At 62.4% G+C, this 23,136-nt stretch carries 20 protein-coding genes and 1 tRNA gene; 14 read left to right on the top strand and 7 right to left on the bottom strand.

What is annotated here, in order from left to right:
* The first annotated feature begins 89 nt into the window (after positions 1–89).
* A complete protein-coding gene (locus ABK249_RS00430; RefSeq protein ID WP_037158026.1) occupies positions 90–1,220 on the top strand; it encodes a site-specific DNA-methyltransferase in 1,131 nt (376 codons plus the stop codon).
* Between the two features lie 113 nt (positions 1,221–1,333).
* Here the strand turns inward: ABK249_RS00430 and ABK249_RS00425 are convergent, their stop codons facing one another.
* Positions 1,334–1,948, bottom strand: coding sequence for an HAD family hydrolase (locus ABK249_RS00425; protein WP_037158024.1), 615 nt, complete (start codon positions 1,946–1,948; stop codon positions 1,334–1,336).
* A gap of 19 nt (positions 1,949–1,967) precedes the next feature.
* Positions 1,968–3,053 carry an A/G-specific adenine glycosylase gene (gene mutY, locus ABK249_RS00420; RefSeq protein ID WP_348861904.1) on the bottom strand — a complete coding sequence of 362 codons (1,086 nt, stop codon included), beginning with the start codon at positions 3,051–3,053 and terminating at the stop codon, positions 1,968–1,970.
* 99 nt (positions 3,054–3,152) lie between these two features.
* Here mutY and ABK249_RS00415 point away from each other — a divergent pair, with 99 nt between their 5' ends.
* The 5 genes from ABK249_RS00415 (at position 3,153) to ABK249_RS00395 (ending at position 11,483) form a co-directional block, all read left to right on the top strand.
* On the top strand, positions 3,153–3,662 hold the full coding sequence (locus ABK249_RS00415) for a DUF721 domain-containing protein (protein WP_037158018.1): 510 nt from the start codon (positions 3,153–3,155) through the stop codon (positions 3,660–3,662).
* 146 nt (positions 3,663–3,808) lie between these two features.
* A complete protein-coding gene (locus tag ABK249_RS00410; protein ID WP_037158015.1) occupies positions 3,809–4,513 on the top strand; it encodes a DsbA family protein in 705 nt (234 codons plus the stop codon).
* A gap of 36 nt (positions 4,514–4,549) precedes the next feature.
* Positions 4,550–8,011 carry a chromosome segregation SMC family protein gene (locus ABK249_RS00405; RefSeq protein WP_037158012.1) on the top strand — a complete coding sequence of 1,154 codons (3,462 nt, stop codon included), beginning with the start codon at positions 4,550–4,552 and terminating at the stop codon, positions 8,009–8,011.
* A gap of 371 nt (positions 8,012–8,382) precedes the next feature.
* A complete protein-coding gene (ppdK, locus tag ABK249_RS00400) occupies positions 8,383–11,055 on the top strand; it encodes a pyruvate, phosphate dikinase (protein WP_037158009.1) in 2,673 nt (890 codons plus the stop codon).
* Positions 11,052–11,483: a GNAT family N-acetyltransferase gene (locus tag ABK249_RS00395; RefSeq protein WP_037158006.1), complete on the top strand. Its 432-nt coding sequence runs from the start codon at positions 11,052–11,054 to the stop codon at positions 11,481–11,483. Before ppdK ends, ABK249_RS00395 begins: the two co-directional genes overlap by 4 nt.
* A gap of 64 nt (positions 11,484–11,547) precedes the next feature.
* Here ABK249_RS00395 and ABK249_RS00390 read toward each other — a convergent pair whose 3' ends face one another.
* Positions 11,548–11,814, bottom strand: a complete 267-nt coding sequence (locus tag ABK249_RS00390; protein ID WP_037158003.1) for a hypothetical protein — start codon at positions 11,812–11,814, stop codon at positions 11,548–11,550.
* 196 nt (positions 11,815–12,010) lie between these two features.
* On the opposite strand from ABK249_RS00390, the gene ABK249_RS00385 reads away from it, so the two are divergent.
* The gene (locus ABK249_RS00385; RefSeq protein WP_037158000.1) at positions 12,011–12,904 is read left to right on the top strand and encodes a DUF1499 domain-containing protein; all 894 of its coding nucleotides are present in this window, start codon (positions 12,011–12,013) and stop codon (positions 12,902–12,904) included.
* On the opposite strand, the gene ABK249_RS00380 is transcribed toward ABK249_RS00385, so the two are convergent.
* Positions 12,901–13,812, bottom strand: coding sequence for an MBL fold metallo-hydrolase (locus tag ABK249_RS00380; RefSeq protein WP_037157997.1), 912 nt, complete (start codon positions 13,810–13,812; stop codon positions 12,901–12,903). The two genes, ABK249_RS00385 and ABK249_RS00380, sit on opposite strands and share 4 nt — an antisense overlap.
* Before the next feature lie 194 nt (positions 13,813–14,006).
* On the opposite strand from ABK249_RS00380, the gene ABK249_RS00375 reads away from it, so the two are divergent.
* Positions 14,007–14,081, top strand: a tRNA-Gln gene (locus tag ABK249_RS00375).
* Positions 14,082–14,156: 75 nt separating this feature from the next.
* Here the strand turns inward: ABK249_RS00375 and ABK249_RS00370 are convergent.
* The gene (locus tag ABK249_RS00370) at positions 14,157–15,263 is read right to left on the bottom strand and encodes an FRG domain-containing protein (protein ID WP_037157994.1); all 1,107 of its coding nucleotides are present in this window, start codon (positions 15,261–15,263) and stop codon (positions 14,157–14,159) included.
* A 132-nt stretch (positions 15,264–15,395) separates the two neighbouring features.
* Positions 15,396–16,145: a phosphonate metabolism transcriptional regulator PhnF gene (gene phnF, locus ABK249_RS00365; RefSeq protein WP_037159780.1), complete on the bottom strand. Its 750-nt coding sequence runs from the start codon at positions 16,143–16,145 to the stop codon at positions 15,396–15,398.
* A gap of 230 nt (positions 16,146–16,375) precedes the next feature.
* Here phnF and ABK249_RS00360 point away from each other — a divergent pair, with 230 nt between their 5' ends.
* The 4 genes from ABK249_RS00360 to ABK249_RS00345 are packed head-to-tail and all read left to right on the top strand — an operon-like array spanning position 16,376 to position 20,199.
* The gene (locus tag ABK249_RS00360; RefSeq protein ID WP_037157989.1) at positions 16,376–17,623 is read left to right on the top strand and encodes an extracellular solute-binding protein; all 1,248 of its coding nucleotides are present in this window, start codon (positions 16,376–16,378) and stop codon (positions 17,621–17,623) included.
* Entirely contained in the window at positions 17,620–18,519 is a 900-nt protein-coding gene (locus ABK249_RS00355; RefSeq protein ID WP_161784812.1) for a carbohydrate ABC transporter permease, read from the top strand. The genes ABK249_RS00360 and ABK249_RS00355 overlap by 4 nt, the downstream gene beginning before the upstream one ends.
* The gene (locus ABK249_RS00350) at positions 18,516–19,361 is read left to right on the top strand and encodes a carbohydrate ABC transporter permease (protein WP_244446970.1); all 846 of its coding nucleotides are present in this window, start codon (positions 18,516–18,518) and stop codon (positions 19,359–19,361) included. Before ABK249_RS00355 ends, ABK249_RS00350 begins: the two co-directional genes overlap by 4 nt.
* Before the next feature lie 7 nt (positions 19,362–19,368).
* Positions 19,369–20,199 (top strand): PfkB family carbohydrate kinase, encoded by an 831-nt coding sequence (locus ABK249_RS00345; RefSeq protein ID WP_037157982.1) that lies wholly within the window; start codon positions 19,369–19,371, stop codon positions 20,197–20,199.
* Here the strand turns inward: ABK249_RS00345 and ABK249_RS00340 are convergent.
* Positions 20,189–20,389, bottom strand: coding sequence for a DUF2905 domain-containing protein (locus ABK249_RS00340; protein ID WP_037157979.1), 201 nt, complete (start codon positions 20,387–20,389; stop codon positions 20,189–20,191). The two genes, ABK249_RS00345 and ABK249_RS00340, sit on opposite strands and share 11 nt — an antisense overlap.
* 231 nt (positions 20,390–20,620) lie before the next feature.
* Between ABK249_RS00340 and ABK249_RS00335 the strand changes: the two genes are divergently transcribed.
* Positions 20,621–21,868, top strand: a complete 1,248-nt coding sequence (locus ABK249_RS00335) for a GGDEF domain-containing protein (RefSeq protein ID WP_081953007.1) — start codon at positions 20,621–20,623, stop codon at positions 21,866–21,868.
* Positions 21,869–21,962: 94 nt separating this feature from the next.
* The gene (locus tag ABK249_RS00330; RefSeq protein WP_052183139.1) at positions 21,963–23,021 is read left to right on the top strand and encodes a helix-turn-helix domain-containing protein; all 1,059 of its coding nucleotides are present in this window, start codon (positions 21,963–21,965) and stop codon (positions 23,019–23,021) included.
* Positions 23,022–23,136 lie beyond the last annotated feature (115 nt).

The raw sequence follows: 23,136 nt of genomic DNA, 5'->3' as shown, positions 1-23,136 counted from the left end.
AATCGTTCAATGCTTTCAGCTTTTGGTAACCAAGCTGGGTAACCATAACGGCCAGTAAATTCGTTCGAGTACAGCGTAGCGAGTATCTTATGGCAGCAGTTCTTCCGCTGGCCGATCTGCAGGGGCAGGTCCGTCGGGTTTCCTGGCTCAACTCCATCATCAAGGGCGATTGCGTCGCCGCTCTGGAAGCGCTGCCGGATCACTCCGTCGATGCGATCTTTGCCGATCCTCCGTATAACCTTCAGCTTGGCGGCACGCTGCACCGCCCGGATCAGTCGCTGGTCGATGCTGTCGACGATGACTGGGACCAGTTTTCCTCCTTCGAGGTCTACGATGCCTTCACCCGCGCCTGGCTGCTCGCCTGCCGCCGTGTGCTGAAGCCGAACGGCACCATCTGGGTCATCGGCTCCTATCACAACATCTTCCGCGTCGGCGCGATCATGCAGGACCTGAATTTCTGGCTGCTCAACGATATCGTCTGGCGCAAGGTGAACCCGATGCCGAATTTCAAGGGCCGCCGGTTCCAGAACGCCCATGAAACAATGATCTGGGCAAGCCGTGACGCCAAGGCGAAAAGCTATACCTTCAACTATGATGCGCTGAAGGCGTCGAACGAAGACGTCCAGATGCGCTCCGACTGGCTCTTTCCGATCTGCTCCGGTTCCGAGCGCCTGAAGGATGACGATGGCAAGAAGGTCCATCCGACCCAGAAGCCGGAAGCGCTGCTTGCCCGCGTCATCATGGCGTCCACCAGGCCCGGCGACGTCATCCTCGACCCCTTCTTCGGCTCCGGCACGACCGGTGCGGTGGCGAAGCGTCTTGGCCGCAATTTCGTAGGGATCGAGCGAGAACAGGATTACATCGATGCCGCCGCCGCCCGCATCGCGGCCGTCGAACCGCTCGGCAAGGCGGAACTGACGGTCATGACCGGCAAGAAGGCCGAACCTCGCGTGGCCTTCAACGCGCTGATCGAGGCGGGTCTCGTCCGGCCGGGCCAGGTACTGACCGACGCAAGGCGTCGTTTCAGCGCCATCATCCGTGCCGACGGCACGCTTTCGGCGAACGGCGAGGCCGGCTCCATTCATCGCCTGGGCGCGAAAGTGCAGGGCTTTGATGCATGCAACGGATGGACGTTCTGGCACTTCGACGACGGGCAATCGCTCAAGCCCATCGATGAACTCAGGACCGTCATCCGCAACGACCTGGCAAAATTGGACTGATCCACCGGTCCCGCCAGATCGCACAAATTCCTTGCCCGGTCATGTACCTCTAGTCCCGGGTGAGGAGAATTGGCGCTCGGGGAGGCTGACCCCGGGCGCCATATTTCTTTCGGTCAGACCTCCACGGCGTAGCCGGCGAGGTCCTTTCTAAGCGTTTCGGGATCCTTGAAATGCACCGCCTGCCAGCCGGCGGCTCGGGCGCCTTCCACATTCGGGTAGGAATCGTCGATGAAGATCGTCGCTTCCGGGACGAGTCCGAAGTCGCGGGCATGCCTTTCGTAGATCGCCACGTCCGGCTTGATGAGGCCGATCTCGCCGGAGACCGTCACGCCGCGCGGCTTGTCGAGGAAGGGAAACAGTTTTCGGGCATCGACGAAGGTATCGGCGGCGAAGTTGGTCAGCATCGTCACGTCGCGACCGCCGTCAATCAGGCCCTCCATGATCGCCACCGAGCCGTCATAGGCATGCGGAACCATCTCGTGCCAGTATTTGCGGAAGGCGCGGATCTGTTCCTCGCGCTCAGGGTGCTCCTCGATCAGCAGCGCTTCGGCATCTTCCCAGGCGCGGCCGCGGTCCTGTTCCAGATTCCATTCATGGGTGCAGACGTTGAGGAAGAACCATTTGCGTTCTTCTTCATCGGGGATGATGCGGCTGAAGGGAATGTTCGGATCGTAGTGGATCAGCACCTTGCCGATGTCGAAGACGATATGGTCGATCTTGGCCGCCATTGAGTATTCCTTGAAAGAATCAGTTCGGATGTTTTTCGAAGGCTCGCGGAATAGCCTGCGCGATTGCTTTTTTCATGACAGTCGGCAACGCCTGCGTCTCAAGATTTGTGACCGGTTCCCACCATCCGTCATCGACGGCGACCTTCTCGGTCAGCGCCCGGAAGACGGAAAGCCTGAGTTCGAAATGGGTGAAGACGTGGGTGACCGTGCCGCAGGCTTCCCAGCCTGCAGGAAAGGGAGCATGGTCTGCCGTCGTGCCGCCGTCGACCCGCGAAGTCCAGGCAGTGGTTGGCACTTCCGTCATGCCGCCGAGCAAGCCGCTTTCGATGCGGCGCTTTAAAAGCGCTTCGCCCTCAGGCGTCACGGCGACGAAGGCCGCGCCGAACCGCACCGGCTTTTCCTTCTTCGCCGCCTTGACCGGAAAGCTCTCCGGGTCGTGTTCGGCAAAGGCAAGACAGTCGTCACGGAAGGGACAGAGTGCACAGGTCGGCCTTTTGGGGGTGCAGATGGTGGCACCGAGATCCATCATCGCCTGGGCGAAGTCGCCCGGCCGATCCGAAGGCGTCAGTTCGGCGACCTTGGCCTTCATCAAGGGCTTGGAGCCCGGCAGCGGCGCATCGATGGCGTGGAGCCGCGAGATCACCCGCTCCACATTGCCGTCCATCACGGCGGACTGCCGGTTGAAGGCGATCGCCGCAATGGCCGCTGACGTATAGCCGCCGATGCCGGGAAGCGCCCTCAGCCCTTCCTCCGTATCGGGAAAGACGCCGCCATGCTTGGCCGCCACTGCCTCGGCGCATTTCTTGAGATTGCGCGCGCGGGCGTAATAACCGAGCCCGGCCCAGGCGGCCATCACGTCCTCCACCGGGGCTGCCGCCAGATCGGTCACCTTAGGCCAGAGCGTCAGGAATTTGGCGAAATAGGATTTCACGGCCTGCACGGTCGTCTGCTGCAGCATCACTTCCGAGAGCCAGACGTGATAGGGATCGGCCCGTTTTCCGGCCTTCGCGGCAGCCGGGCTCACGCGCCAGGGCAATTCCCGATGGTGCCGGTCGTACCAGGAAAGAAGCTTCGGGGCATGGGGTGCGGGGAGCGTCTGGAGCATCGTTTGCCGTTGCGGGAGGAGATGCCCTATACTTGAAACAGGAATGCGCCGCCATCAAGGACGGCGCTGACGAATGCGGCCAGGAATCCGACAAGAGCGATGAGTTATCCAAAGAAAGGCGCCCGGCGAGGCGTCGTCCAGATTTCCGAGGTCGCGAACGGCATCATCGATCCGGTGCTGGCCCGCCGTGCCGGCATATCGACGGCGCTGCTCGGCTCCTGGGACGAGATCGCCGGCGAGGGTTTTGCCGATTGCACGCGGCCGGAGAAGATCGTCTGGCCGCGCAATGATGGATATGGCGAAACGAGTTATCAGCCCGGCGTTTTGACGATTGCCTGCGAAGGCGCTCGCGCGCTGTTTCTCACCCATGCCCAAGGCGAATTGATCGCCCGCATCAACGGCTTTTTCGGTTTTCCCGCTGTTCGGCAGATCCGCATCGTCCAGAAGCCCGTCGCGCCGACTTCCAGGCATCCGAAGCGGCCGCCGCCGCTGAAGGGCGAGGCGGCGAGACGCCTCGAAACGATGATGGAAGGCATCGAAAGCGAGGCGCTGAAAAAGGCGGTGGCCCGGCTGGGCACCGCCGTCCTGCAGAAGAAGCGCAAGGCATGAACGCGGGGAACCTTGCGTTCATCTCTGATACACTTTCGATTTGTCACAATTCTTTGAAGAGTTTTGCCTATCGACAGCTTGTTCGCGTTCGGGTGCCGCGATACGGAATGTCAAACAATTCGAGATCTCTCGCACACGGGTGTTCCATGCAGATGAACGATATCACCACCACCAGGCGCGCACTTCTCGGCGGAGGGGCCGCGGCCGCTCTTTGCCTGGCGCTGCCGCTCGGTGCTTCACGAGCCTTCGCTCAGGAAATGCCGGAATCGCAAGGCGATGTGGATATGGCCGAGGCGCTGAAGCCTGGTCCGCTGGCGGAAATGGCGCTCGGTGAAGAGAATGCCCCGGTGAAAATCATCGAATACATGTCGATGACCTGCCCGCATTGCGCCAATTTCCACAACAATACCTTCGAGGCCATCAAGACCAAGTATATCGATAGCGGCAAGGTCCGCTTCATCATCCGCGAGTTCCCGTTCGATCCGGTTGCGACGGCCGCCTTCATGCTGGCCCGCTGCAACCCGCAGAACCCGCAGGAGCTTTCCACGCCTGCCCAATATTTCCCGATGGTCTCGATGCTCTTCAAGCAGCAGCGCGCCTGGGCCGCTCCGGCCGACGGCAATGTCCGCAATGCCCTGCTTCAGAGCGTCAAACTGGCAGGTTACTCACAGCAGAGTTTCGAGGCTTGCTTGACGAACCAGAAGCTTCTCGATGAAGTAAACGAGGTCGTGAAGCGGGGCGCGGACAAATTTGGTGTGAATTCCACGCCGACCTTCCTGATCAACGGCAAGAAGTATTCGGGAGACATGTCGGTTGATTCCATGTCCAAGCTCATCGACAGCCTGTTGTGAGCACTCCTTCCCTGAAGGGAAGGTGAGGGGCGCGGCATGAAGTTCACCAAGCTGCGCCTTGTCGGATTCAAGTCCTTCGTCGAGCCGACGGAATTCATCATCGAGCGCGGGCTGACCGGTGTGGTCGGCCCGAACGGTTGCGGCAAGTCCAACCTTGTCGAAGCGCTGCGCTGGGTGATGGGCGAGAATTCCTACAAGAACATGCGCGCGTCCGGCATGGATGACGTGATCTTTTCCGGCTCCGGCAACCGCCCGGCCCGCAACACCGCCGAGGTCGGCCTCCATCTCGACAATTCCGACCGCACCGCGCCCGCCGCCTTCAACGATGCCGACGAAATCCAGGTAAGCCGGCGCATCGAGCGCGAATCCGGCTCCATCTATCGCATCAACGGCAAGGAGGCGCGCGCCAAGGACGTGCAGCTTCTCTTTGCCGATGCCTCGACCGGCGCGCGGTCGCCTTCCATGGTCGGTCAGGGGCGGATCGGCGAACTCATCCAGGCAAAACCCCAGGCTCGCCGCCAGCTCCTGGAAGAGGCGGCCGGCATTTCCGGCCTGCATTCCCGCCGTCACGAGGCGGAACTCAGGTTGCGCGCGGCAGAGGGCAATCTCGAACGCCTGGACGACGTTCTGACCCAGCTCGAAACACAGATCGAGAGCCTGAAGCGTCAGGCTCGTCAGGCGAACCGCTTCAAGACGCTGTCGGCCGATATCCGCGCCCGCGAGGCTATGCTGCTGCATATTCGCTGGGTGCAGGCAAAGGAGGCGGAAGGTGAAGCGGAAAGCGCGCTCAACCAGGTGACGGCCATCGTCGCAGAGAAGGCGCAGGCGCAGATGGAGGCGGCCAAGAGCCAAGCCGTCGCAAGTCTCAAGCTGCCGGAGCTGCGCGAGGAGGAGGCGAAAGCCGGCGCGGCCCTGCAGCGCATCCAGATCGCTCGCGGGCAACTGGAGGAGGAGGCAAACCGGCTCCTGAAGCGTCGCGACGAGCTTACCCGGAGGCTCGCTCAGCTCGGAGAGGACATCCGTCGCGAGGAGCAGCTCGCCGCCGACAATGCCGTCTTCCTTGAAAAGCTGGACCAGGAGGAAGCCGAACTCAGCGATATGCTGGCCGATTCCGGCCTGGAAGCGGACGAATTGCGCGAGGCCTTCGAAACGGCCGCCGCGGCACTCGCCGAAAGTGAGAAGCTGTTTTCCGCCATCACCGCGGAGCGCGCAGAAGCTGCCGCTGGCCGCAATCAGCTCGAACGGCTGATCCGCGATCTCGCCGAACGCCGCCAGCGTCTCGACCGGCAGCTTGCCGATGCGACCGCTGAGCTTGACGCGATCAACGAGCGTCTTTCCGGCCTCGACGATCCCGCCGAGAAGCGTGAAGCGGTGGAGGCGGCGGAAATCGCCGTCGAGGATGCTGCGGTGATCGTTGAGGAGGTGGAAGCCGCACTTGCTTCCGCTAGATCCAATGAACAGATGGCCCGGGGCCCGGTGGATACCGCCCGTTCGGCGCTCAACGCGCTGGAAACCGAAGCGCGCACCATTTCGAAAATGCTGGCCGCCGGCGCCGCTTCCGGCGATTTCATCGCGGTTGCGGAAATGATCCGCGTCGATCGTGGATACGAAGCTGCACTTGGCGCCGTACTCGGCGACGATCTTGAAAGCCCGATCGACAGTTCCGCGCCGACCTACTGGTCACAGAACGGCGATGGCTCCAGCGATCCGGTTCTGCCGCACGGCGCCGAACCGCTGATCGCCCGAGTGACCGCGCCGCCGGAACTCTCCCGTCGCCTCGCGCAGATCGGGGTCGTTGCCGAGGTGGACGCGCATCGCCTGATGCGCGAGCTCGCGCCCGGCCAGCGGCTGGTGACCAGGGAAGGCGGCGTTTATCGCTGGGACGGGCATGTGACCGGTTCCGAAGCGCCGGGCGCTGCAGCGCTCAGGCTTTCCCAGAAGAACCGGTTATCGGAACTGGAAGCGGAGATCGACGAGGCCCGCATTCTGCTCTCGGAAGCCGAAGTGGCGCTCACTTCGGCCGCCGCCGAGATCGTCGCGAGGGAACGGCAGCTCAACGACGCCCGCGACCGCAGCCGGCTTGCCGCTCGACGGCTCACCGAGGCCCGCGATGCGCTGGCCGCCGCCGAGCGCGCCGCCGGCGACCTGATGCGCCGCCGCGATGTCGCCACCGAAGCGGTGAACCAGCTCAACACGCAGATCGAGGATATCGGACTGCAGGAGGAGAACGCCCGGGCCGAGCTTGAAGATGCGCCGGATATTTCCGACATCGACAACCGGCTCCGCGAACAGCAGGCGGTGGTGGCGACCGATCGCGGCCTGCTTGCCGAGGCGCGTGCCCGCTACGAGGGTCTGAGTCGCGAGACCGAGGCTCGCAAGCGCCGGCTTGCCGCGATTGCGCAGGAGCGCGCCTCTTGGACGGCGCGGGCGGCGAGTGCTGCCGATCATATTGCAAACCTGCGTGAGCGCGAAGAAGAGGCCCGCGAGGAGATCGTCGACCTCGAGGCCGCCCCCGAAGAGTTCGATGACAAGCGGCGTGCGCTGCTCAGCGAATTGCAGAAGGCGGAGGAGGCCCGTCGCGCCGCCGCCGATCGGCTGGCCGAAGCCGAAACCCGCCAGCGCGAGGCGGATCGGATTGCCGCGATCGCTCTTTCCGAGCTTGCCGAAGCGCGCGAAAAGCGCGGCAGGGCCGAAGAACGCCTGGTGTCGGCTGCCGAGAAGCGTCACGAGAGCGAGCAGCGGATCCGCGAGACTTTGAATGTCGCGCCGCATGAGGTGCTTCGGCTTGCAGGCCTCAGGCCCGAGGCGCCGATGCCCGATATCCGCGAGATCGAGCGCGAGGTCGATCGGTTGCGGATGGAGCGCGAGCGGCTCGGCGCCGTCAACCTGCGCGCTGACGAGGAGCAGAAGGAGCTGTCCGACAAGCTCGATATACTGATGCGCGAGCGCGCCGACGTCATCGATGCGATCCGCAAGCTGCGCGGCGCGATCCAGAGCCTCAACCGCGAAGGCCGCGAGCGCCTGCTGGCCGCTTTCGATGTGGTCAATGCCGAGTTCCAGCGGCTCTTTACGCACCTGTTCGGCGGCGGCACCGCCGAACTGCAGCTGATCGAATCGGATGATCCTCTCGAAGCCGGTCTTGAGATCCTTGCCCGTCCGCCGGGCAAGAAGCCGCAGACCATGACGTTGCTTTCCGGCGGGGAGCAGGCTCTGACCGCCATGGCGCTCATCTTCGCCGTCTTCCTCACCAATCCGGCGCCGATCTGCGTTTTGGACGAGGTGGATGCGCCGCTGGACGACCACAACGTGGAGCGCTACTGCAACCTTATGGATGAAATGGCGGCCTCCACGGAAACCCGCTTTGTCATCATCACCCACAACCCGATCACCATGGCCCGCATGAACAGGCTCTTCGGCGTCACGATGGCCGAACAGGGGGTCTCCCAGCTCGTATCCGTCGATCTGCAGACAGCAGAACTGATGCGTGAGGCGAGTTGAGCAATTTACCGAGTTTCATAAAAATGCTCGCGATTACGTAGAATCACCCATATGGGGGATGCAATTTTTCGGTTATTAGTGTCTTGTGATCGTGGATTTCGAATAAATGTCGTCCTTTGGCGTTAAGCGAGGCACGGCGATCGAGTTTCCTACCCCCCGTCCGGGTTTCCTGTCCTGGGCGGAAAGCTTTGCGGGGCCGCCTGTGATCCGGCCCCGCAAAGCTTTGTTTTCTGGGCGGCCCTGCACCTTCCTTTAACGCTCTCGTCATCGATTATGTTGCGATGCAACATAATCCTGCCTTCATCCGTTCCCAAACCATCATAAAACTTGTAGTTATTGCAAAAAGAGACTGCGTAGGGGTGGAGAGCAGTATGACGAAGTGGGTCTATCGCTTCGGCGGAGGCGAGGCGGAAGGCCGTTCCGCAGATGTCGAGCGGCTTGGCGGCAAAGGCGCCAATCTTGCGGAAATGGCGAGTCTCGGCCTGCCTGTGCCGCCGGGACTGACGATCGTTGCCGAAGCCTGCGCCTTTTATTTCGACAATGACAAGGCACTTCCAGAAGAGCTGAAAGCTCAGGTCCTTGAAGGCATTGCAGCCATGGAAGAGCTGACCGGCCGCACATTCGGCGGGCATCCCAAGCCTCTGCTGCTCTCCATTCGTTCGGGCGCGCGCGCCTCCATGCCCGGCATGATGGATACTGTCCTCAATCTCGGCCTCAATGACGAGACCGTGCAGGCGCTCGGCCATGACGCGGGCGATGCGCGCTTCGCCTGGGACAGCTACCGCCGCTTCATCCAGATGTATGCCGACGTGGTCATGGGCCTCGACCACGAGGTTTTCGAGGAAATCCTCGAGGATGAGAAGGCGCGCTTTGGCCACGAATACGATACGGATCTTTCCGCTGTCGAATGGCAGCATGTCGTCGGCATCTACAAGCAGATGATCGAGGAGGAACTCGGCGAGAGCTTCCCGCAGGACCCGCACGTTCAACTCTGGGGGGCAATCGCCGCCGTCTTTTCGAGCTGGATGAACCCGCGCGCCAAGACCTATCGCACCTTGCATCGCATTCCGGAGGAATGGGGCACGGCCGTCAACGTCCAGGCCATGGTCTTCGGCAATCTTGGCTCTTCGTCGGCGACCGGCGTGGCCTTCACCCGCAATCCGTCCACCGGCGAAAGGGCGCTTTATGGCGAGTTTCTGGTGAATGCGCAGGGCGAGGATGTCGTGGCGGGAATCCGCACGCCGCAATCGATCACCGAAGAGGGACGCCTCGCGTCCGGTTCGGAAAAGCCGTCCATGGAGAAGCTGATGCCGGAGGCATTTGCGGAGTTCAAGGAGATCTGCGGACGGCTGGAAGCGCATTACCGCGACATGCAGGATCTCGAATTCACCGTCGAGCGCGGCAAGCTCTGGATGCTGCAGACGCGATCCGGCAAGCGCACCACCCGTGCCGCCATGAAGATTGCCGTGGATATGGTCGCTGAAGGACTGATCACCGAGGAAGAAGCTGTCTGCCGCATCGAGCCGCCTTCGCTGGACCAGCTTCTTCATCCGACTATCGATCCGCGCGTCGAGCGCCATGTCATCGGGTCCGGCCTGCCGGCTTCGCCCGGGGCGGCGACCGGTGAGGTCGTATTCACGGCGGAAGAGGCCGTGCAGGCGGAAGCCGAAGGTCGCAAGGTCATCCTGGTTCGCATCGAAACGAGCCCCGAGGATATCCACGGCATGCACGCGGCAGAAGGCATCCTGACCACGCGCGGCGGCATGACCAGCCACGCGGCCGTCGTCGCCCGCGGCATGGGCATCCCCTGCGTGGTCGGCGCCGGCTCCATGCGCGTCGACATGCGCAATGAGGTGCTGATCGGCGTCGCCGGGATGACGCTGAAGCGGGGCGATACGATCACCATCGATGGCTCCTCCGGCCAGGTCTTGGAGGGTGCCGTGCCGATGATACAGCCGGAGCTTTCCGGCGATTTCGGCAAGCTGATGGCCTGGGCCGACAGGTGCCGCCGCATGACGGTGCGCACCAATGCCGACACGCCGCAGGACGCCCGCGCCGCCCGTTCCTTCGGCGCGGAAGGCATCGGGCTCTGCCGCACCGAGCACATGTTCTTCGAAGGCGATCGCATTCAGGTGATGCGCGAGATGATCCTTGCCGAGGACGAGGGCGGCCGGCGTGCGGCGCTTGCGAAACTCCTGCCGATGCAGCGTTCCGATTTCGTCGAGCTCTTCTCGATCATGCACGGCCTGCCGGTGACGATCCGGCTGCTCGATCCGCCGCTGCACGAATTCCTGCCGAAGACGGAGGCCGAGATTGCCGACGTCGCGAAAGCCATGGGCATGTCGTCGGCATTTCTTGCCCGCCGCATCGATGCGATCCACGAGTTCAACCCGATGCTCGGCCATCGCGGTTGCCGGCTGGCGATTTCCTATCCCGAGATCGCCGAAATGCAGGCCCGTGCCATCTTCGAGGCGGCCGTGGAGGCGGCCAAGGTGACCGGTGAGCCGGTGGAACTGGAAATCATGGTGCCGCTAGTCAGCCTCCGCACCGAGCTGGACTATGTGAAGGATGTGATCGACCGCGTCGCCGAGGATGTGGCGAAGGAAAGCGGCACGCCGATCCGCTATCTTGTCGGTACGATGATCGAGCTGCCGCGTGCGGCGATCCGCGCCCATGTGATCGCCGAGACGGCGGAATTCTTCTCCTTCGGCACCAACGACCTGACCCAGACCACGTTCGGCATCTCGCGCGACGATGCGGCGGCCTTCATCCCCACCTATCAGAGAAAGGGCATCATCGAGCACGATCCGTTCATCTCGCTCGATTTCGACGGCGTCGGTGAACTGATCCGGCTGGCGGCGGAGCGTGGCCGCCAGGCCCGCAACGATCTGAAACTCGGCATCTGCGGCGAGCACGGCGGCGATCCGGCCTCGATCCATTTCTGCGAGGATTCCGGTCTCGATTACGTCTCGTGCTCGCCCTTCCGCGTGCCGATCGCGCGGCTTGCCGCGGCGCAGGCCGCAATCGAGAGGAGGAAGCGATGAATCCGATCACGGTCCTGTCCGTACCCGTCTTCAGCACGCTCTGCAACGAAGGGTTCCGGCTGCGCCGCGAAGTCTTCATCGTCGAGCAGAACGTCCCCGCCGACATGGAATTCGACGCGGATGATCTGAACGCCTTCCATTTCGTTGCCATTGTGTCGGGCGAGGTCTGCGGCACGCTGCGCGTCATCCATGCGGATGATTACGTCAGGATCGGCCGGGTGGTGGTGAGCCTTCCCTGGCGCGGCAAGGGGGTTGCGAGCGCCATGATCCGCCACGCGATGGAAGCGCACAAGGATGTGCGCGGCAACCGCTTCTATCTGACGGCGCAGAGCGACAAGACGGCCATGTACGAGCGCTTCGGCTTCCAGATCCATGGCGACGAGTTCTTCGAGGTCGGCATCCCGCATTACCAGATGCGGAATTTCTGACGTTCCCGCCGCTCCCGATGATCTCCCCCGCGATGCCGGCGAAAACCGGATGCGTGGCGCCCGGCTACTTCCGCTCGACGATCACCCGGCGTTCGACCACCATCGGGCTCCACATCATCGAACTGCTGCGGATCTGGAAGGCGCGGGACTCGGCGCGGCGGTCGAGTTCCAGGTCGAGCATGCAGCGCGCCATCGCCTCGGTGCCGCGACGGAAGCCGTAGCCGGCGCAGGTGCTCTCGTCGGCCGCGCGGCGTTCCTCGGGCGTCATGGTCTGGCAGGCTGCAAGCGGAGCGGCAAGCGCAGCAAGCACAACGAGGCGGTAAAGACGCATGGCAGGAACTCCCTTTCAGTGGCCGGCTGCGAATCTGAGGATTCCATTCCCGGCCGAGCTGTTTTACACATGAAAGCATGACGCCCGGAAGTGGCAACCGGTTCCGGGATAACGACATGCGCAGAGACAAGATCCGAGACGCACAACGTGTATATGAGTATCCGCTGTGCTTTTGCCATGGAGCCTGCCCGATCCGATGACCGTCCGTTTCGTCCGGCCCGTTTCCCATTCGGCCTATGCCGCCCGCAGGCTCGGCCTTTCGGCGCTCATGCTCTTCGTCATTGCGGTGCTGGCGCATCGCCTCGGTCCGCTGACGACGCCGGATTTCCTGTCGCTGACCTTTCTTTCGGCGGCGATCGCCGCGGTGTCGGTACCGTTCTCGCTGATCGGCCTCGCCCGTCTCTGGCAGGTGGGCGCGGAAGGCGGCGTCGCGGCCGGCAAGGGGCTCTTCTACGCGGCCATTCCGCTTGGGGTCGTGGCAACCGGCGCTTTCTATTATTACACCTTGCCGGCCCTCCATGACATCTCAACCGACCTTGCCGATCCGCCGCCCTGGGTTGTCGAGGCGCATGCGAGGCAGCAATGGCTGCCGCGGCCCGATGCCGTCACGCCGGCCGACCGCCGCGCCCAGTTCGTCGCCTATCCCGGCCTGACCGGCCGGCGCTACGAGGGAGCGCTCGACCGCGTCTACGAGGGCGTGCAGAAGGCGGTGCTTTCCGCCCGCATCTCGATCACCAGGAAGGAAGGCGTCGAACTGGTCGAGCCCGATATCGCCGAACGCCCGGCGCCGGAAGACGAGCAGGCACCCGTGCCGGACGTGGCGCCGGTTCCGCTGCAGCGGCCGGAGCCGCTGCTTTCTCCGGTCTTCGGCAATGCCGGCGACGTCCTGCTGCAGGGCGAGACCCGCACGCTGGTTCTGGGGCTTCGCTTCGATCTGGTCATCCGCCTGCGGGAAGATGCCGAAACCACCTCGGTCGATATCCGCGTCGCGTCCCGCTACGGCCCGCACGATCTTGGCATGGGCGAGGCCATCGCCGAGGATTTCCTCGACCGGCTCGATACGGAACTTCTGGGCATTGCCGGAAACTAAGCCGGCCGATATGCGCCTGAAAGCGACGGCGGGCCCTCGGTCGCCACCCGGCCTTTCTCGATGAGGTCTTCCAGATGCGCGAGCACGGAGAGTGCCGCGGCGCCGTGCAGCCGCGGATCGGTGCTGGCATAGATCACCTTCACCATGTCGGGTATCAGCCGGTCGCCCGCCCGGATGCGCTCCAGGACGGCGCGTTCGCGCATGCGGCGATGGGTTCGCAGGCCGCGCAGGAAGGAGGCGGGTTCCTTCACAGGTCCGCCGTGGCCGGGAAGGAATATGCGGTCGTCCCGCTCCAGGAGCTTTTCGATCGAGGCCATGAAATCCGCCATGGAACCGTCAGGCGGCGCCACGATCGTCGTCGCCCAGGCCATCACGTGGTCGGCGGAGAAGAGCACGCCCGTGCCCTGGAGCGCGAAGGCCGCGTGATTGGCCGTGTGGCCGGGCGTGTGGACGGCGGCAAGCGCCCAGCCGTCTCCTTCGATGGTCTCGCCGTCCGCAACCGCGATATCCGGCACGAAGCCGGTATCCGAGCTTTCCGCGAACGGGTTCACCTCGCCCGCATGCAGCGGCCTTGCGGCGCGGTGCGGCCCTTCCGCGACGGTGAGCGCGCCGGTCGCATCCTTGAGCCGCCGGGCAAGCGGCGAATGGTCGCGATGGGTGTGGCTGACGAAGATATGGGTGACCTCGCGGCCCCTGAGTGCGGCCATCAAGGCATCGAAATGCGCGTTGTTCTCCGGCCCCGGATCGATGACCGCGACCGAGGAACGACCGACGATATAGGTATTGGTGCCGTGGAAGGTGAACGGCGAGGGGTTGTTGACGGTGAGCCGCTGCACACCGTCGGCCACGGGCACGGCCATGCCGTAGGCTGGCGAAAATTCCATGTCGAAAGTGAGGTCCTCTGCCATGCCGGCCCCGGCGCTTGCCTGATTTTCCGATCTGTTCCGAAACGCTCTACCACCGCTTCTGCTGCGGCGCATTCAAAAACAGCCATCGGAAAATCGGAAAAATCGCAAAGTTAGGCGTTGAGGGGGCGAGAAAGCTTTGCTACAGCAGGCCCGCTTGTCCGGGCGGTTTTTTTACCGATATATCGCCCGCGCGTTGGGGCGTAGCCAAGCGGTAAGGCAGCGGTTTTTGGTACCGCCATCCCCTGGTTCGAATCCAGGCGCCCCAGCCACGCTTTGTTTTGAGGTAAGGAGGTTGAGTCTGTAAGTGTTTGGCACTTGCGTGGACAAATCCCACTTCGTGTCGCTTAGCCGAAAAGCCGCATTCGAAGCTCCTCACATGCTCCATCGAAGCCGGGGAACAGAGAACCGGCGGTAATACCCATCAGCCGAAGCTCTCGAAGAACATTGTCTCGCTCTTCATATGGAAGGTCAAAGGTGCGAAGGTAACGTTTGCCTTGCTGTACTTCCCTGCTGCTAATGTATGATTCTATATCATCAACGTTGGTTACGCTCGAAAGCGCTTGTTGAGGGAGAGCCCTTTCGTTTTCAATCGCGTAGGCTTCTAGAATTGAGAAATGAGGCCGAGTGAAATGCACCCTCTGCAGCTGACTAAAGTCCGTTGTCCATTGTCTCCGGTCGAACATTACAATTCGGACTTTATCGCTCCTCATGTCAATCGTTTGCCGCTCGGGTCGGAATGCGAAATACGCTGCAACAAATGGCGAATGCGTCCAGTCCAAGAGTGGAGTCGGGTAACCGTGGTGCTGGGCTAAATTCCAGAAAGCCCCATTTTGTAGAGGCTCATTGAGATTAAACAGGTGCTTGGTCCTCGCCGTCAGCATTCGGTGCAGTGTCGGGATATCTTCGTTAATAAAGCGAACGAGGTCCTTGCGCTTGGTTCGATGGAATGCCGTCCTAAGGCGAAACGGCCGCGACTGACCGCGAAAAATGAAGCGACCCGGTTCCAGCCCTATGGCGAACCGCTTGAAGGAGTCCCACGTCTTGATCGCCCGATCAGCTCGATAGTCTGATGGTTTGTCAGCCTTGCTGCGCGGAAGCATTGCTGTGCCGCTCGTTCCAGCAGGGGTTGACCATTTGACGCTAAGCACACGCTTCTTCAGGGTTAAGATAAGCGTTGCACTTGCGGGAATGGCCTGCCCGGGAAATACTTGTGGCACTTGATGTCGAGGGATGACATCGAAGGTAACAGGATGAAGGACGTCAAGTGCTATGTTTAGAGTCTGAACCGGGTTACGGTTGGATGTGCGAAAGCTGGCAACAAATCCCGGCATTCCCTGTGCATTATCGAAGACGTATGCACGACCTTCCACATGATCACCTAGATCATCTGCATCAATCATCATGATGCCGTTGTTCGTGCCACTAAAAGCCCCAAGCCACTGCCCATCCACTTTCTACCCTCCATCCGGTAGAGCAATGCTGATCGATTCTGGCTGCAGCTTCAAGTTTGGACTACCGGGCATTGAGCGCAAAACCCCACGGTTTCCACCAACGCCTTCCCGCCTCCAATCGCGGCATGACGCTCATTTCGCCGCAAGCGCGTCGAGGAGCTGGCTGGTATTGTCGATCGAGAACTGCACCCGTTCGCCGGGCCACACCGTTTCCGAATAGGCGATCGGCGTTCCCTTCATGTCGACATCCACTTTTTTCAGCGCGATGATCGGCTGGGATATGTCTTGGCAAAGCTGGCGCGCCTCCTCGGGCGTCGGCAGCCGTACCAGGATGTCGGTCCGCAGGCGGATGTAGTCGGGAACGCCGTATTCCGAGAGGATCACGCTGACGCTCCGTCCGCTGCGCCTCGCCTTGTCGAAGCCCGGAAAGCGGCGGACGGGATAATAGGCGTCGGAAAGGTTGATCGGCTCCTCGTCGGCAAAGCCGCGCCGGACGATGTGATAGACCGGCTCGCCGCGCGGCAGCCGGAGTGCTTCGGCAACGGCGGCCGAAGCGGCGATCTCCTCCTCGCGCACGGCCTGGCCGAAGGGTTCGCGCCCCTGGTCGAGCAGGTTCTGGGAAAAGCGGGTTCGCTCGGAAAGGCGGTATTCCAGGCGCCCGTCCCGCACGAAGGTCCCCCGGCCCTGTTCGACCTGCACCAGCCCGCGGCTCTGGAGGCTGGACATGGCGCGCCGGATCGTGTGGCGCCCGACGCCGAAACGCTCCATGAGCTCGGCCTCCTTCGGAAGCTGGGTCTGGGGCGAAAGCCGGCCGGCCAATATGTCCTCGGCGATGTCCTCCTCGACCTGCTGCCACTGCCCGTGCGGGGATTTCTTCTCCATGTCCTGCCTGTCCGATTCGGCTCGTGTCATTCGAATGTTCGATACCTTCGGGATGATCGGGTTGCAACCACGGCCGCCGGTCACTCTTCTGTCATCCGCCCGTCAGGAGCGGGCGATAAAATCGAAAATATCGGCCACGCAAGCGGCGGAACTTCACACAGGTGTCACCGATCGACGCTACCGAGATATTCGGATGTTTCGAATTACATTCGAATGATATGGAGCAAAAAATGGTCGAGATGAGTCGCCGGAAATTCATGGCCGCGGTTGCGGCATCGGCTGGTGCAGGCATGGTGGCGGCGTCGCCCGCACGCTCCGCCGACGCAGCCATCGAAGTGTCGAGCCCCTGGGGTTCCGACAAGCCTTTCCAGAAAGTGGTCGACGCCTTCAATGCGAAGAAGCTCGGCGTCACCGTGACCAATCGTTTTGACGGCGATTACGAGGCGGCGATCGCCAAGGCGGTGGCAAGCACGGCGGCCGGCCGTCCGCCCGCGATGATGATCACCGGCTGGAAATTCGGCTATTTCGCCAAGCGCACGCTCGGCGCCCGCGACCTGCGGGAGATCGACGCCGGCAGGGCGGCGGCGATCCTCGCCAATTTCCGCCCGTCGGTCCTGCCGCTGGTGACCATCGACGGCGCGCTGATCGGCCTGCCCTGGGCCATGTCGACGCCGATCACCTTCATCAACGGCAAGCTGTGGGAAGAGGCGGGCCTTGATCCTGCCCTGCCGGAAAATCCGGACACCGCATGGCTTTACGACAACGCCCGCAAGCTCGACGCGAAGCTTAAGGACAAGCACCCGACCTACCGTTCGGCGCTGGCGCTTTCCAACAACGAATGGACGAGCCAGTCCTTCATCCAGAATGCCGGCGGCTACATCATCGATCCGGAAGGCAAGCTGGCCTTGAACAGCCCGGAAGCCGTGGCGGGCATGATGGAATATTGCGCGCCGGCGCATGAGGGCCTCTGGCTTCCCGTCAGCGCCAAGGATCAGGACGCCGCCTTCGAATCCGGCGCGCTCGCCATCTGCACCACGAGTTCGACGCGCGCGGCGACCTTCCCCTTCGGCGGGGCAAAGGCGGTCACCGCAAAATTCCCCGGCCTTGCCGGCCATTCGCGCAGGATGAACAGCGGCGGCAATTTCCTCGCCGTCTATGCCCGGAACAAGGAACAGGCCGAAGCCTCGCTTGCCTTCCTGGAATTCTGCGCCTCGAAGGAAGGGCAGTCGATCTGGTCGGCCGTCGGCTATCTCAACACCTCGGTCCATGACATTCCGCTGATCAACGACTTCATGAAGCCGGCGGCCGGGCAGCTTGCGGACGGATTGACCGCGGAGACCATCTGGCCCGGCAAGCGCGGCCTTGAGGGCCAGGCGATCTGGCGCAAATGGGTCTCCCGCATGCTGCTCAAGGAAGTATCGGTCGCGGACGGCATGAAGAGCGCCCACCAGGAACTGGACGCTCTGGTCTCGGCGTGAGCGTAAGCATCATGCCGTCAGGCTTCAGAAGGCTGGCCCCCTATCTCTTCGTGGGGCCGGCCGTTCTTTCCGTCGCGATCTTTCTCTACGGACCGCTTTTCGCTTCGGCGCTGCTTTCCGTGCTCGACTGGAACCTTCTGTCCGCCGAAGTCCGCTTCGTCGGCGTCGACAACTATTCGGCCATTCTGGACAATGTCGATTTCAGGACGGCCGCCTGGAATACCGTGCTCTATTGCGTGATCCTCATCCCGGCCCAGATCATCCTGCCGCTGGTCCTGGCGGTGATGATCCATGCGGTGCGCCACAGCCCGGTTCAGGGCCTCTATCGCGGCAGCCTGTTCCTGCCGACGATCCTCGCCTATTCCGTGGCGGGGGTCGCCTGGTCCTGGCTGCTCAATCCGGTCAACGGCCTGTTCAACGAGATCTTCGGGTTTTTCGGCTTTCCGAAGTCCCGCTGGCACACGGACCCGGACCTCGCTTTGCTCTGCGTCTGCCTGGTGACCTTCTGGAAGACCTTCGGCCTCAACATGCTTCTCTGGCTTGCGGCACTCGCCAATCTTCCCCATGAATTGCGCGAGGCCTCGCAGCTCGACGGCGCCGGTCCCCGGCGGCATTTCTTCACGATCAGCCTTCCCCTGATGACGCCGACGGCCTTCTTCATCAGCGTCACGACGCTCTTCCATGTCCTCGACGATATCGTCGGCGTCATCGACGTGCTGACCCATGGCGGTCCGGCGGGGAGAAGCTCCAGCCTGCTTTATTTCCTCTGGCAGCAGGGCTTGCAGTTCTTCCAGTTCGGACCGGCAAGCGCGGTCGCGGTCATCATCATCGTCATGGTGCTGGCCGTCACCTGGCTGCAGTTCCGCGTCGGGGAAAAAAGGGTGCATTACGGATGAGTGCCGTTCCGCTTCGCCGCTCGATCCACCGGCTGGTGATCCACGGGGTCCTGCTGGCCACCAGCCTTGCGACCGTCTTTCCGCTCGTGTGGATGGTCTCCTCGGCCTTCACGCCGAACGAGATCATCACCGCCAGGGCCGTCCGCCTCTGGCCGGAGGACCCGACGCTTTCGAATTTCACGATCGCCGCGAGCCGTCATCCGATCTGGATGTGGCTGTGGAACTCGATCCTCACCGCCACGCTGATCACGCTCGGAAAGCTGCTTCTGGCGGTCCCGGCCGGCTTCGCCTTCGGCCGCATGGAATTTCCGGGCCGGCGGCCGCTCTTCTGGTTCGTGATCGCCACCATGTCGTTTCCGACGGTGCTCGCCATCATCCCGACCTATATCGCCGTGGTGAAGATGCAGGCTTTCGACACCTATGGGGCCATGGTCATTCCGTCGATCCCCTATATCGGCTTTTATGTCTTCTACATGCGCCAGGCATTCCGCTCCCTGCCTGCGTCGATGTTCGAGGCGGCCAGGATCGACGGTTCCGGCCTGTGGCGGCAGTTCATGGAGATCGGCATTCCAAATGTCGTTCCGGCCATCGCGGCGCTTTCGGTCATTTCCTTCATGGGGGCGTGGAACATCTATCTCTGGGGCCAGCTCGTTCTCGAAGACGGGTTCAAGAAGACGCTGACCACCGGGATCGCCACCTTTGCCGATCTCGAAGGCACGGAACGCGTCTGGGGCCCGCTAATGGCCACCAGCCTGTTGTCGATTGTGCCCGTCCTCGTCATATTCCTCAGCGCGCAGCGTTTCATCGTCGACGCGCTGGCGCCCGGCCTCGACGAGAGATAAACGCCTCATGTACCGAACCATCGTCATCGGATCCGTCAATCACGACCGCATCTGGCAACTCGACGATCATCTGACGCCGGGCAGACGGCTGCGCTTTTCCGATCGCAGCGTCCACCTCGGCGGCGGCGGCTTCCACACGGGCAGCCAGCTTCTGGAACTCGGAGCCTCGGTCGCGCTGGTGACCCGCCTCATGCAGGACGAACAGGGCCTTTCCGCGCTGAAGGCGCTCGGTGCGGCGGGGTTCGACACGCGCCATGTGGCGATGATGCCCGGCGAAACCGTGCCGCTGGAAATCCTTCTCGAACCGGGTGGCGAAAGAACGATCCTGGCGCCGGCGGACGGGCCGCGCGCGACCTTGTCCGTGCGGGGAGAACTTGCGGGCGACGCCGCCTATCTCAATGCCCTTCAGCTTGAAGAGGCGCTCGTATCGAGGCTTGGCGATATTCCGCTGGTGGTTTCGCAACTGCCGCTTCGCCCCGCAACGCCCAGGCCGGCCGACTATGTCGTCACCTCCCGCACCGATGCCGCCGACGATCTCGAATCCGTCTGGAAGCGTGCTCAGGCCCTTGCGGGGCCGCGCCTGAAGGGCCTGGTCCTGACGGATGGGCCGCGCCCGATGATCCTCTTTGACGGCAGCCGGACGATCCATGTCGATCCGGCGCCCACGGTGCGGGTCGCCAATACGATCGGCGCCGGCGACCGTTTCAGCGGCGCTTTCCTTTTTGCGCTGCTCGGCGGTCGTGATCCCGTCTCCGCTCTCGCCGAGGCCAGTCGGGTGACCGCCGACTGGCTGCGTCAACACCGTTCTTCTTTTAACTGGAACCGCTCTAGCGCCTGATCAGCCAGACGATCACCGAAAGCGCGACGCTGGCCAATAGCGCGGTGGCGACCGGCGCATAGAAGGTGAAGTTTCCGCGCCTGATCACGAGATCGCCGGGCAGGCGTCCCAGGCCAAGGCGCGACAGCCAGGGCCAGAGGAGGCCGATTGCGACGATAGCCAGCCCGACAATGATCAGGGTCCGGTTCATGCCCCTTCCTTCGATAACGCGTTCGCCTCGCGTGGCGGAAGCGCCCGCCGGATATGTAGGTCATCTTGATCGCCGCGGAAGGGTTCCTGTCTGAGGATATGCAATCTTTGGGCGAAATTCCCTGGAACGATTAAAATCCGAGATGAAATATTCATCTGCCATACAGCAGAGTTTTGCTATTCGCGCCGCAACTGAGATATCCGGCAATGACTGCCCGCGAGTGGTAGCGAAATGGACAACTCGATAGCGAGTTTGGCAAGGGTTCTGATCTGGCCAGGCATTTTCGTGCTGTTCGGGCTCATGTTCCTGTGGGCATGGGCTCTTGAGAGAAGACGGCCCTACCTTCTTCTCCTCGCCCTGGGTTGTACCGTCTTTGCTTCGGCCGCGGCCTCCCAGATATTGGGGTGGCCGAGCGGAACGGGGCCGAACGCCGTTTTTTCCGGTTTCCTTTATACTGTCGCGGTCCTGGCAACGGCCGAGGGAATGTTGCTGCGATCGGGAAAGCGGCTGGGATTGCGCCTCGACGGAGCCATTCTCTGCGCCGTCACCGGTCTGCTCTGGTATTTCTGCTATGTTGCGCCGAACCTGCTGGCTCGTATCTATGTACAAAATTTCGGTTACGGTGCCATCCTGCTGATGGCCGCACTGCGGCTCAGGTCGCTACGGCATGAGCGGCTTGTCGATCGCCTGCTTTTCTGGACGCTCTTCGGGTTTTCAGTCCAGTTTTTCCCGCGCACGATCATCACGATCGGCTTTTCCGCTCCCGGCAGTCTCGAAGCGTTCAGGACTTCCCTTTTCTGGAACGTTCTTCAGTTCTCCTTGGCCATTTTTGGCGCCGGGCTGGCATTCCTGCTGTTAACGGCGGCGCTGACCGATGTCATGGATGATCTGAGGCGGGAGCGGGATAGTGATCCGTTGACTGGCGCATTGAACAGGCGCGGGCTCGATGAACGCTTGAAGCATCTGCTTCGCAAGAGATCCGGCACGTCCGTCAGCGTCATTGTCTGCGATATCGACCATTTCAAGAGCGTCAACGATCGCTTCGGCCACAGCGCCGGCGACGAAGTCCTGCGAAGCTTCGCGCAACTGCTCAAGGTGAACGTGCGTTCGCAGGACCTGGTCGTGCGAACCGGTGGCGAGGAATTCACGATCATCCTTCCGGATGCAGACGAGGATCAGGCGGCGGAGGTCGCCGAGCGTATACGCGCTGAATTCCAGGTGGCGCCGTTTGAGTTTTCGTCCGGAACGCGGGTGATGACGGCAAGCTTCGGCATCGCACAACTGAGCGCTAAAGAAACCGTGGAAGCGGCGATGGAAAGAGCGGATCAGAGGCTCTACGCAGCCAAGGCTGGCGGCCGCAACAGGGTGGTCGGCCCTGGGAGCAGTGAAAAGACGGCTCAAGCTGGGTCGCATGTACGGTCTTCGCTATCCATTGCTGCTGGTGGTCTTCGGCGTGAAGCGACCAGGGGCATGATCTGACCTGACATCTGACAAATGCTGCCTATTGGTGTAAGCACCTGTTTCGGTGATAGATTGACGAATTCGGATCGTGGCCGGGCGAGGGGATGGCGGGGTGGAAGACAGTCTCAATCCTGGAGTATGGGAGCATGCGGCGCTCGCCGGAGTTCCGCGCTCGGTGCTGCATATCGAGGGCCTTGCGGCCAGGGAGGCGATCGCCGTCTGGCAGGAGAACATCGGGGTCCTTTATGATGTCCGCCTGCGCAACAAGGTCGACGACCGGTTTCAATTTCATGCGGAGGCTTTCCATTTCGGCGAGGTCGTCCTGACCTCGTACAGATGCACGGCACAAAGCTTCGACCGGTCGCGTGCCCGGATCGGCCGCGATGGTCTCGACCATATTACGCTGCAGATCTGCCTGCAGGGGAGCCACGGGCGACGCGATGGCGGGTCGGACGATGCGGCCGGATCGGGTGATCTGATCGTCGCCGATCTGGCGCAGCCGCAGTCGACGGGGACCTCCGATTTCGACAGCCTCAATCTCACGATGCCGCGCCGCCTGCTTGCTCCTTTATTAAAAGCGCCGGATGAGCAGAACATGCGCGTCATTTCAGGCAAGACCCCGCTGGTTGCCCTGCTACGCAATCATCTGCAGGGCCTCTATGACGGTGCGCCCGCCATGAGCCGCCAGGACGCCGAGGCTGTGGTCGGGCCGACCCTGGAACTGGCTGCCGCGGCGATGAATGCAGCAGTCACGGAAGAGAATGCCGCTTCGATCAGGTTGGCGCTGACTGGTGAAATCCGTCGCCATGTCGATGCTCATATCGTCGATCGGGGCCTGACCGCCGAGACGGTCGCCGGTTCTTTCGGCATTTCCACCCGCAAGCTCTATTATCTTTTCGAGCCCTATGGCGGTTTCTCCTCCTATATCCAGGAGGAAAGGCTTCGCCGTTGCCGGGCAGAACTCGTTGATCCCGACCACCGGCAGGAAAGCATTGCCGAAATTGCCGAACGTTACGGTTTCAGCCATCGAAAGAGTTTCATCCGCGCCTTTCGGCGATCTTTCGACGTGACCCCTCGGGAGATGCGGGCGCTCGCCGCGGAAGGACGCAGCCTGCCTGCCGGATATGGCGAGGGGCAGACCATGTGGCATTGGATCCGCAAGCTGCGGTAAGGGGACAGGGGCGGTCGCCGTCGATTGGTCCCAGGGTGCCTGCGATCCGACGGTCCGGACAAGCTCGCGTTCGCACGAAAAAATCATAGAGAATCAAGCCGCGGGCGCGGCCGAT

The organism is Neorhizobium phenanthreniclasticum (assembly GCF_040066075.1).
GTDB lineage: Bacteria > Pseudomonadota > Alphaproteobacteria > Rhizobiales > Rhizobiaceae > Neorhizobium > Neorhizobium petrolearium.
The sequence above is the reverse complement of the archived record's forward strand: the minus strand, read 5'-3'. Positions and strand labels throughout refer to the sequence as shown.

Bases quoted from the DNA above. Each gene is read 5' to 3' on its own strand.
- ABK249_RS00425 (WP_037158024.1), bottom strand. From the start codon at position 1,948: ATGGCGGCCAAGATCGACCATATCGTCTTCGACATCGGCAAGGTGCTG.
- ABK249_RS00405 (WP_037158012.1), top strand. From the start codon at position 4,550: ATGAAGTTCACCAAGCTGCGCCTTGTCGGATTCAAGTCCTTCGTCGAG.
- phnF (WP_037159780.1), bottom strand. From the start codon at position 16,145: ATGGAGAAGAAATCCCCGCACGGGCAGTGGCAGCAGGTCGAGGAGGAC.
- ABK249_RS00410 (WP_037158015.1), top strand. From the start codon at position 3,809: ATGCAGATGAACGATATCACCACCACCAGGCGCGCACTTCTCGGCGGA.
- mutY (WP_348861904.1), bottom strand. From the start codon at position 3,053: ATGCTCCAGACGCTCCCCGCACCCCATGCCCCGAAGCTTCTTTCCTGG.
- ABK249_RS00380 (WP_037157997.1), bottom strand. From the start codon at position 13,812: ATGGCAGAGGACCTCACTTTCGACATGGAATTTTCGCCAGCCTACGGC.
- ABK249_RS00430 (WP_037158026.1), top strand. From the start codon at position 90: ATGGCAGCAGTTCTTCCGCTGGCCGATCTGCAGGGGCAGGTCCGTCGG.
- ABK249_RS00340 (WP_037157979.1), bottom strand. From the start codon at position 20,389: ATGAACCGGACCCTGATCATTGTCGGGCTGGCTATCGTCGCAATCGGC.
- ABK249_RS00415 (WP_037158018.1), top strand. From the start codon at position 3,153: ATGAGTTATCCAAAGAAAGGCGCCCGGCGAGGCGTCGTCCAGATTTCC.
- ABK249_RS00390 (WP_037158003.1), bottom strand. From the start codon at position 11,814: ATGCGTCTTTACCGCCTCGTTGTGCTTGCTGCGCTTGCCGCTCCGCTT.
- ABK249_RS00335 (WP_081953007.1), top strand. From the start codon at position 20,621: ATGGACAACTCGATAGCGAGTTTGGCAAGGGTTCTGATCTGGCCAGGC.
- ppdK (WP_037158009.1), top strand. From the start codon at position 8,383: ATGACGAAGTGGGTCTATCGCTTCGGCGGAGGCGAGGCGGAAGGCCGT.
- ABK249_RS00350 (WP_244446970.1), top strand. From the start codon at position 18,516: ATGAGTGCCGTTCCGCTTCGCCGCTCGATCCACCGGCTGGTGATCCAC.
- ABK249_RS00395 (WP_037158006.1), top strand. From the start codon at position 11,052: ATGAATCCGATCACGGTCCTGTCCGTACCCGTCTTCAGCACGCTCTGC.
- ABK249_RS00345 (WP_037157982.1), top strand. From the start codon at position 19,369: ATGTACCGAACCATCGTCATCGGATCCGTCAATCACGACCGCATCTGG.
- ABK249_RS00360 (WP_037157989.1), top strand. From the start codon at position 16,376: ATGGTCGAGATGAGTCGCCGGAAATTCATGGCCGCGGTTGCGGCATCG.
- ABK249_RS00385 (WP_037158000.1), top strand. From the start codon at position 12,011: ATGACCGTCCGTTTCGTCCGGCCCGTTTCCCATTCGGCCTATGCCGCC.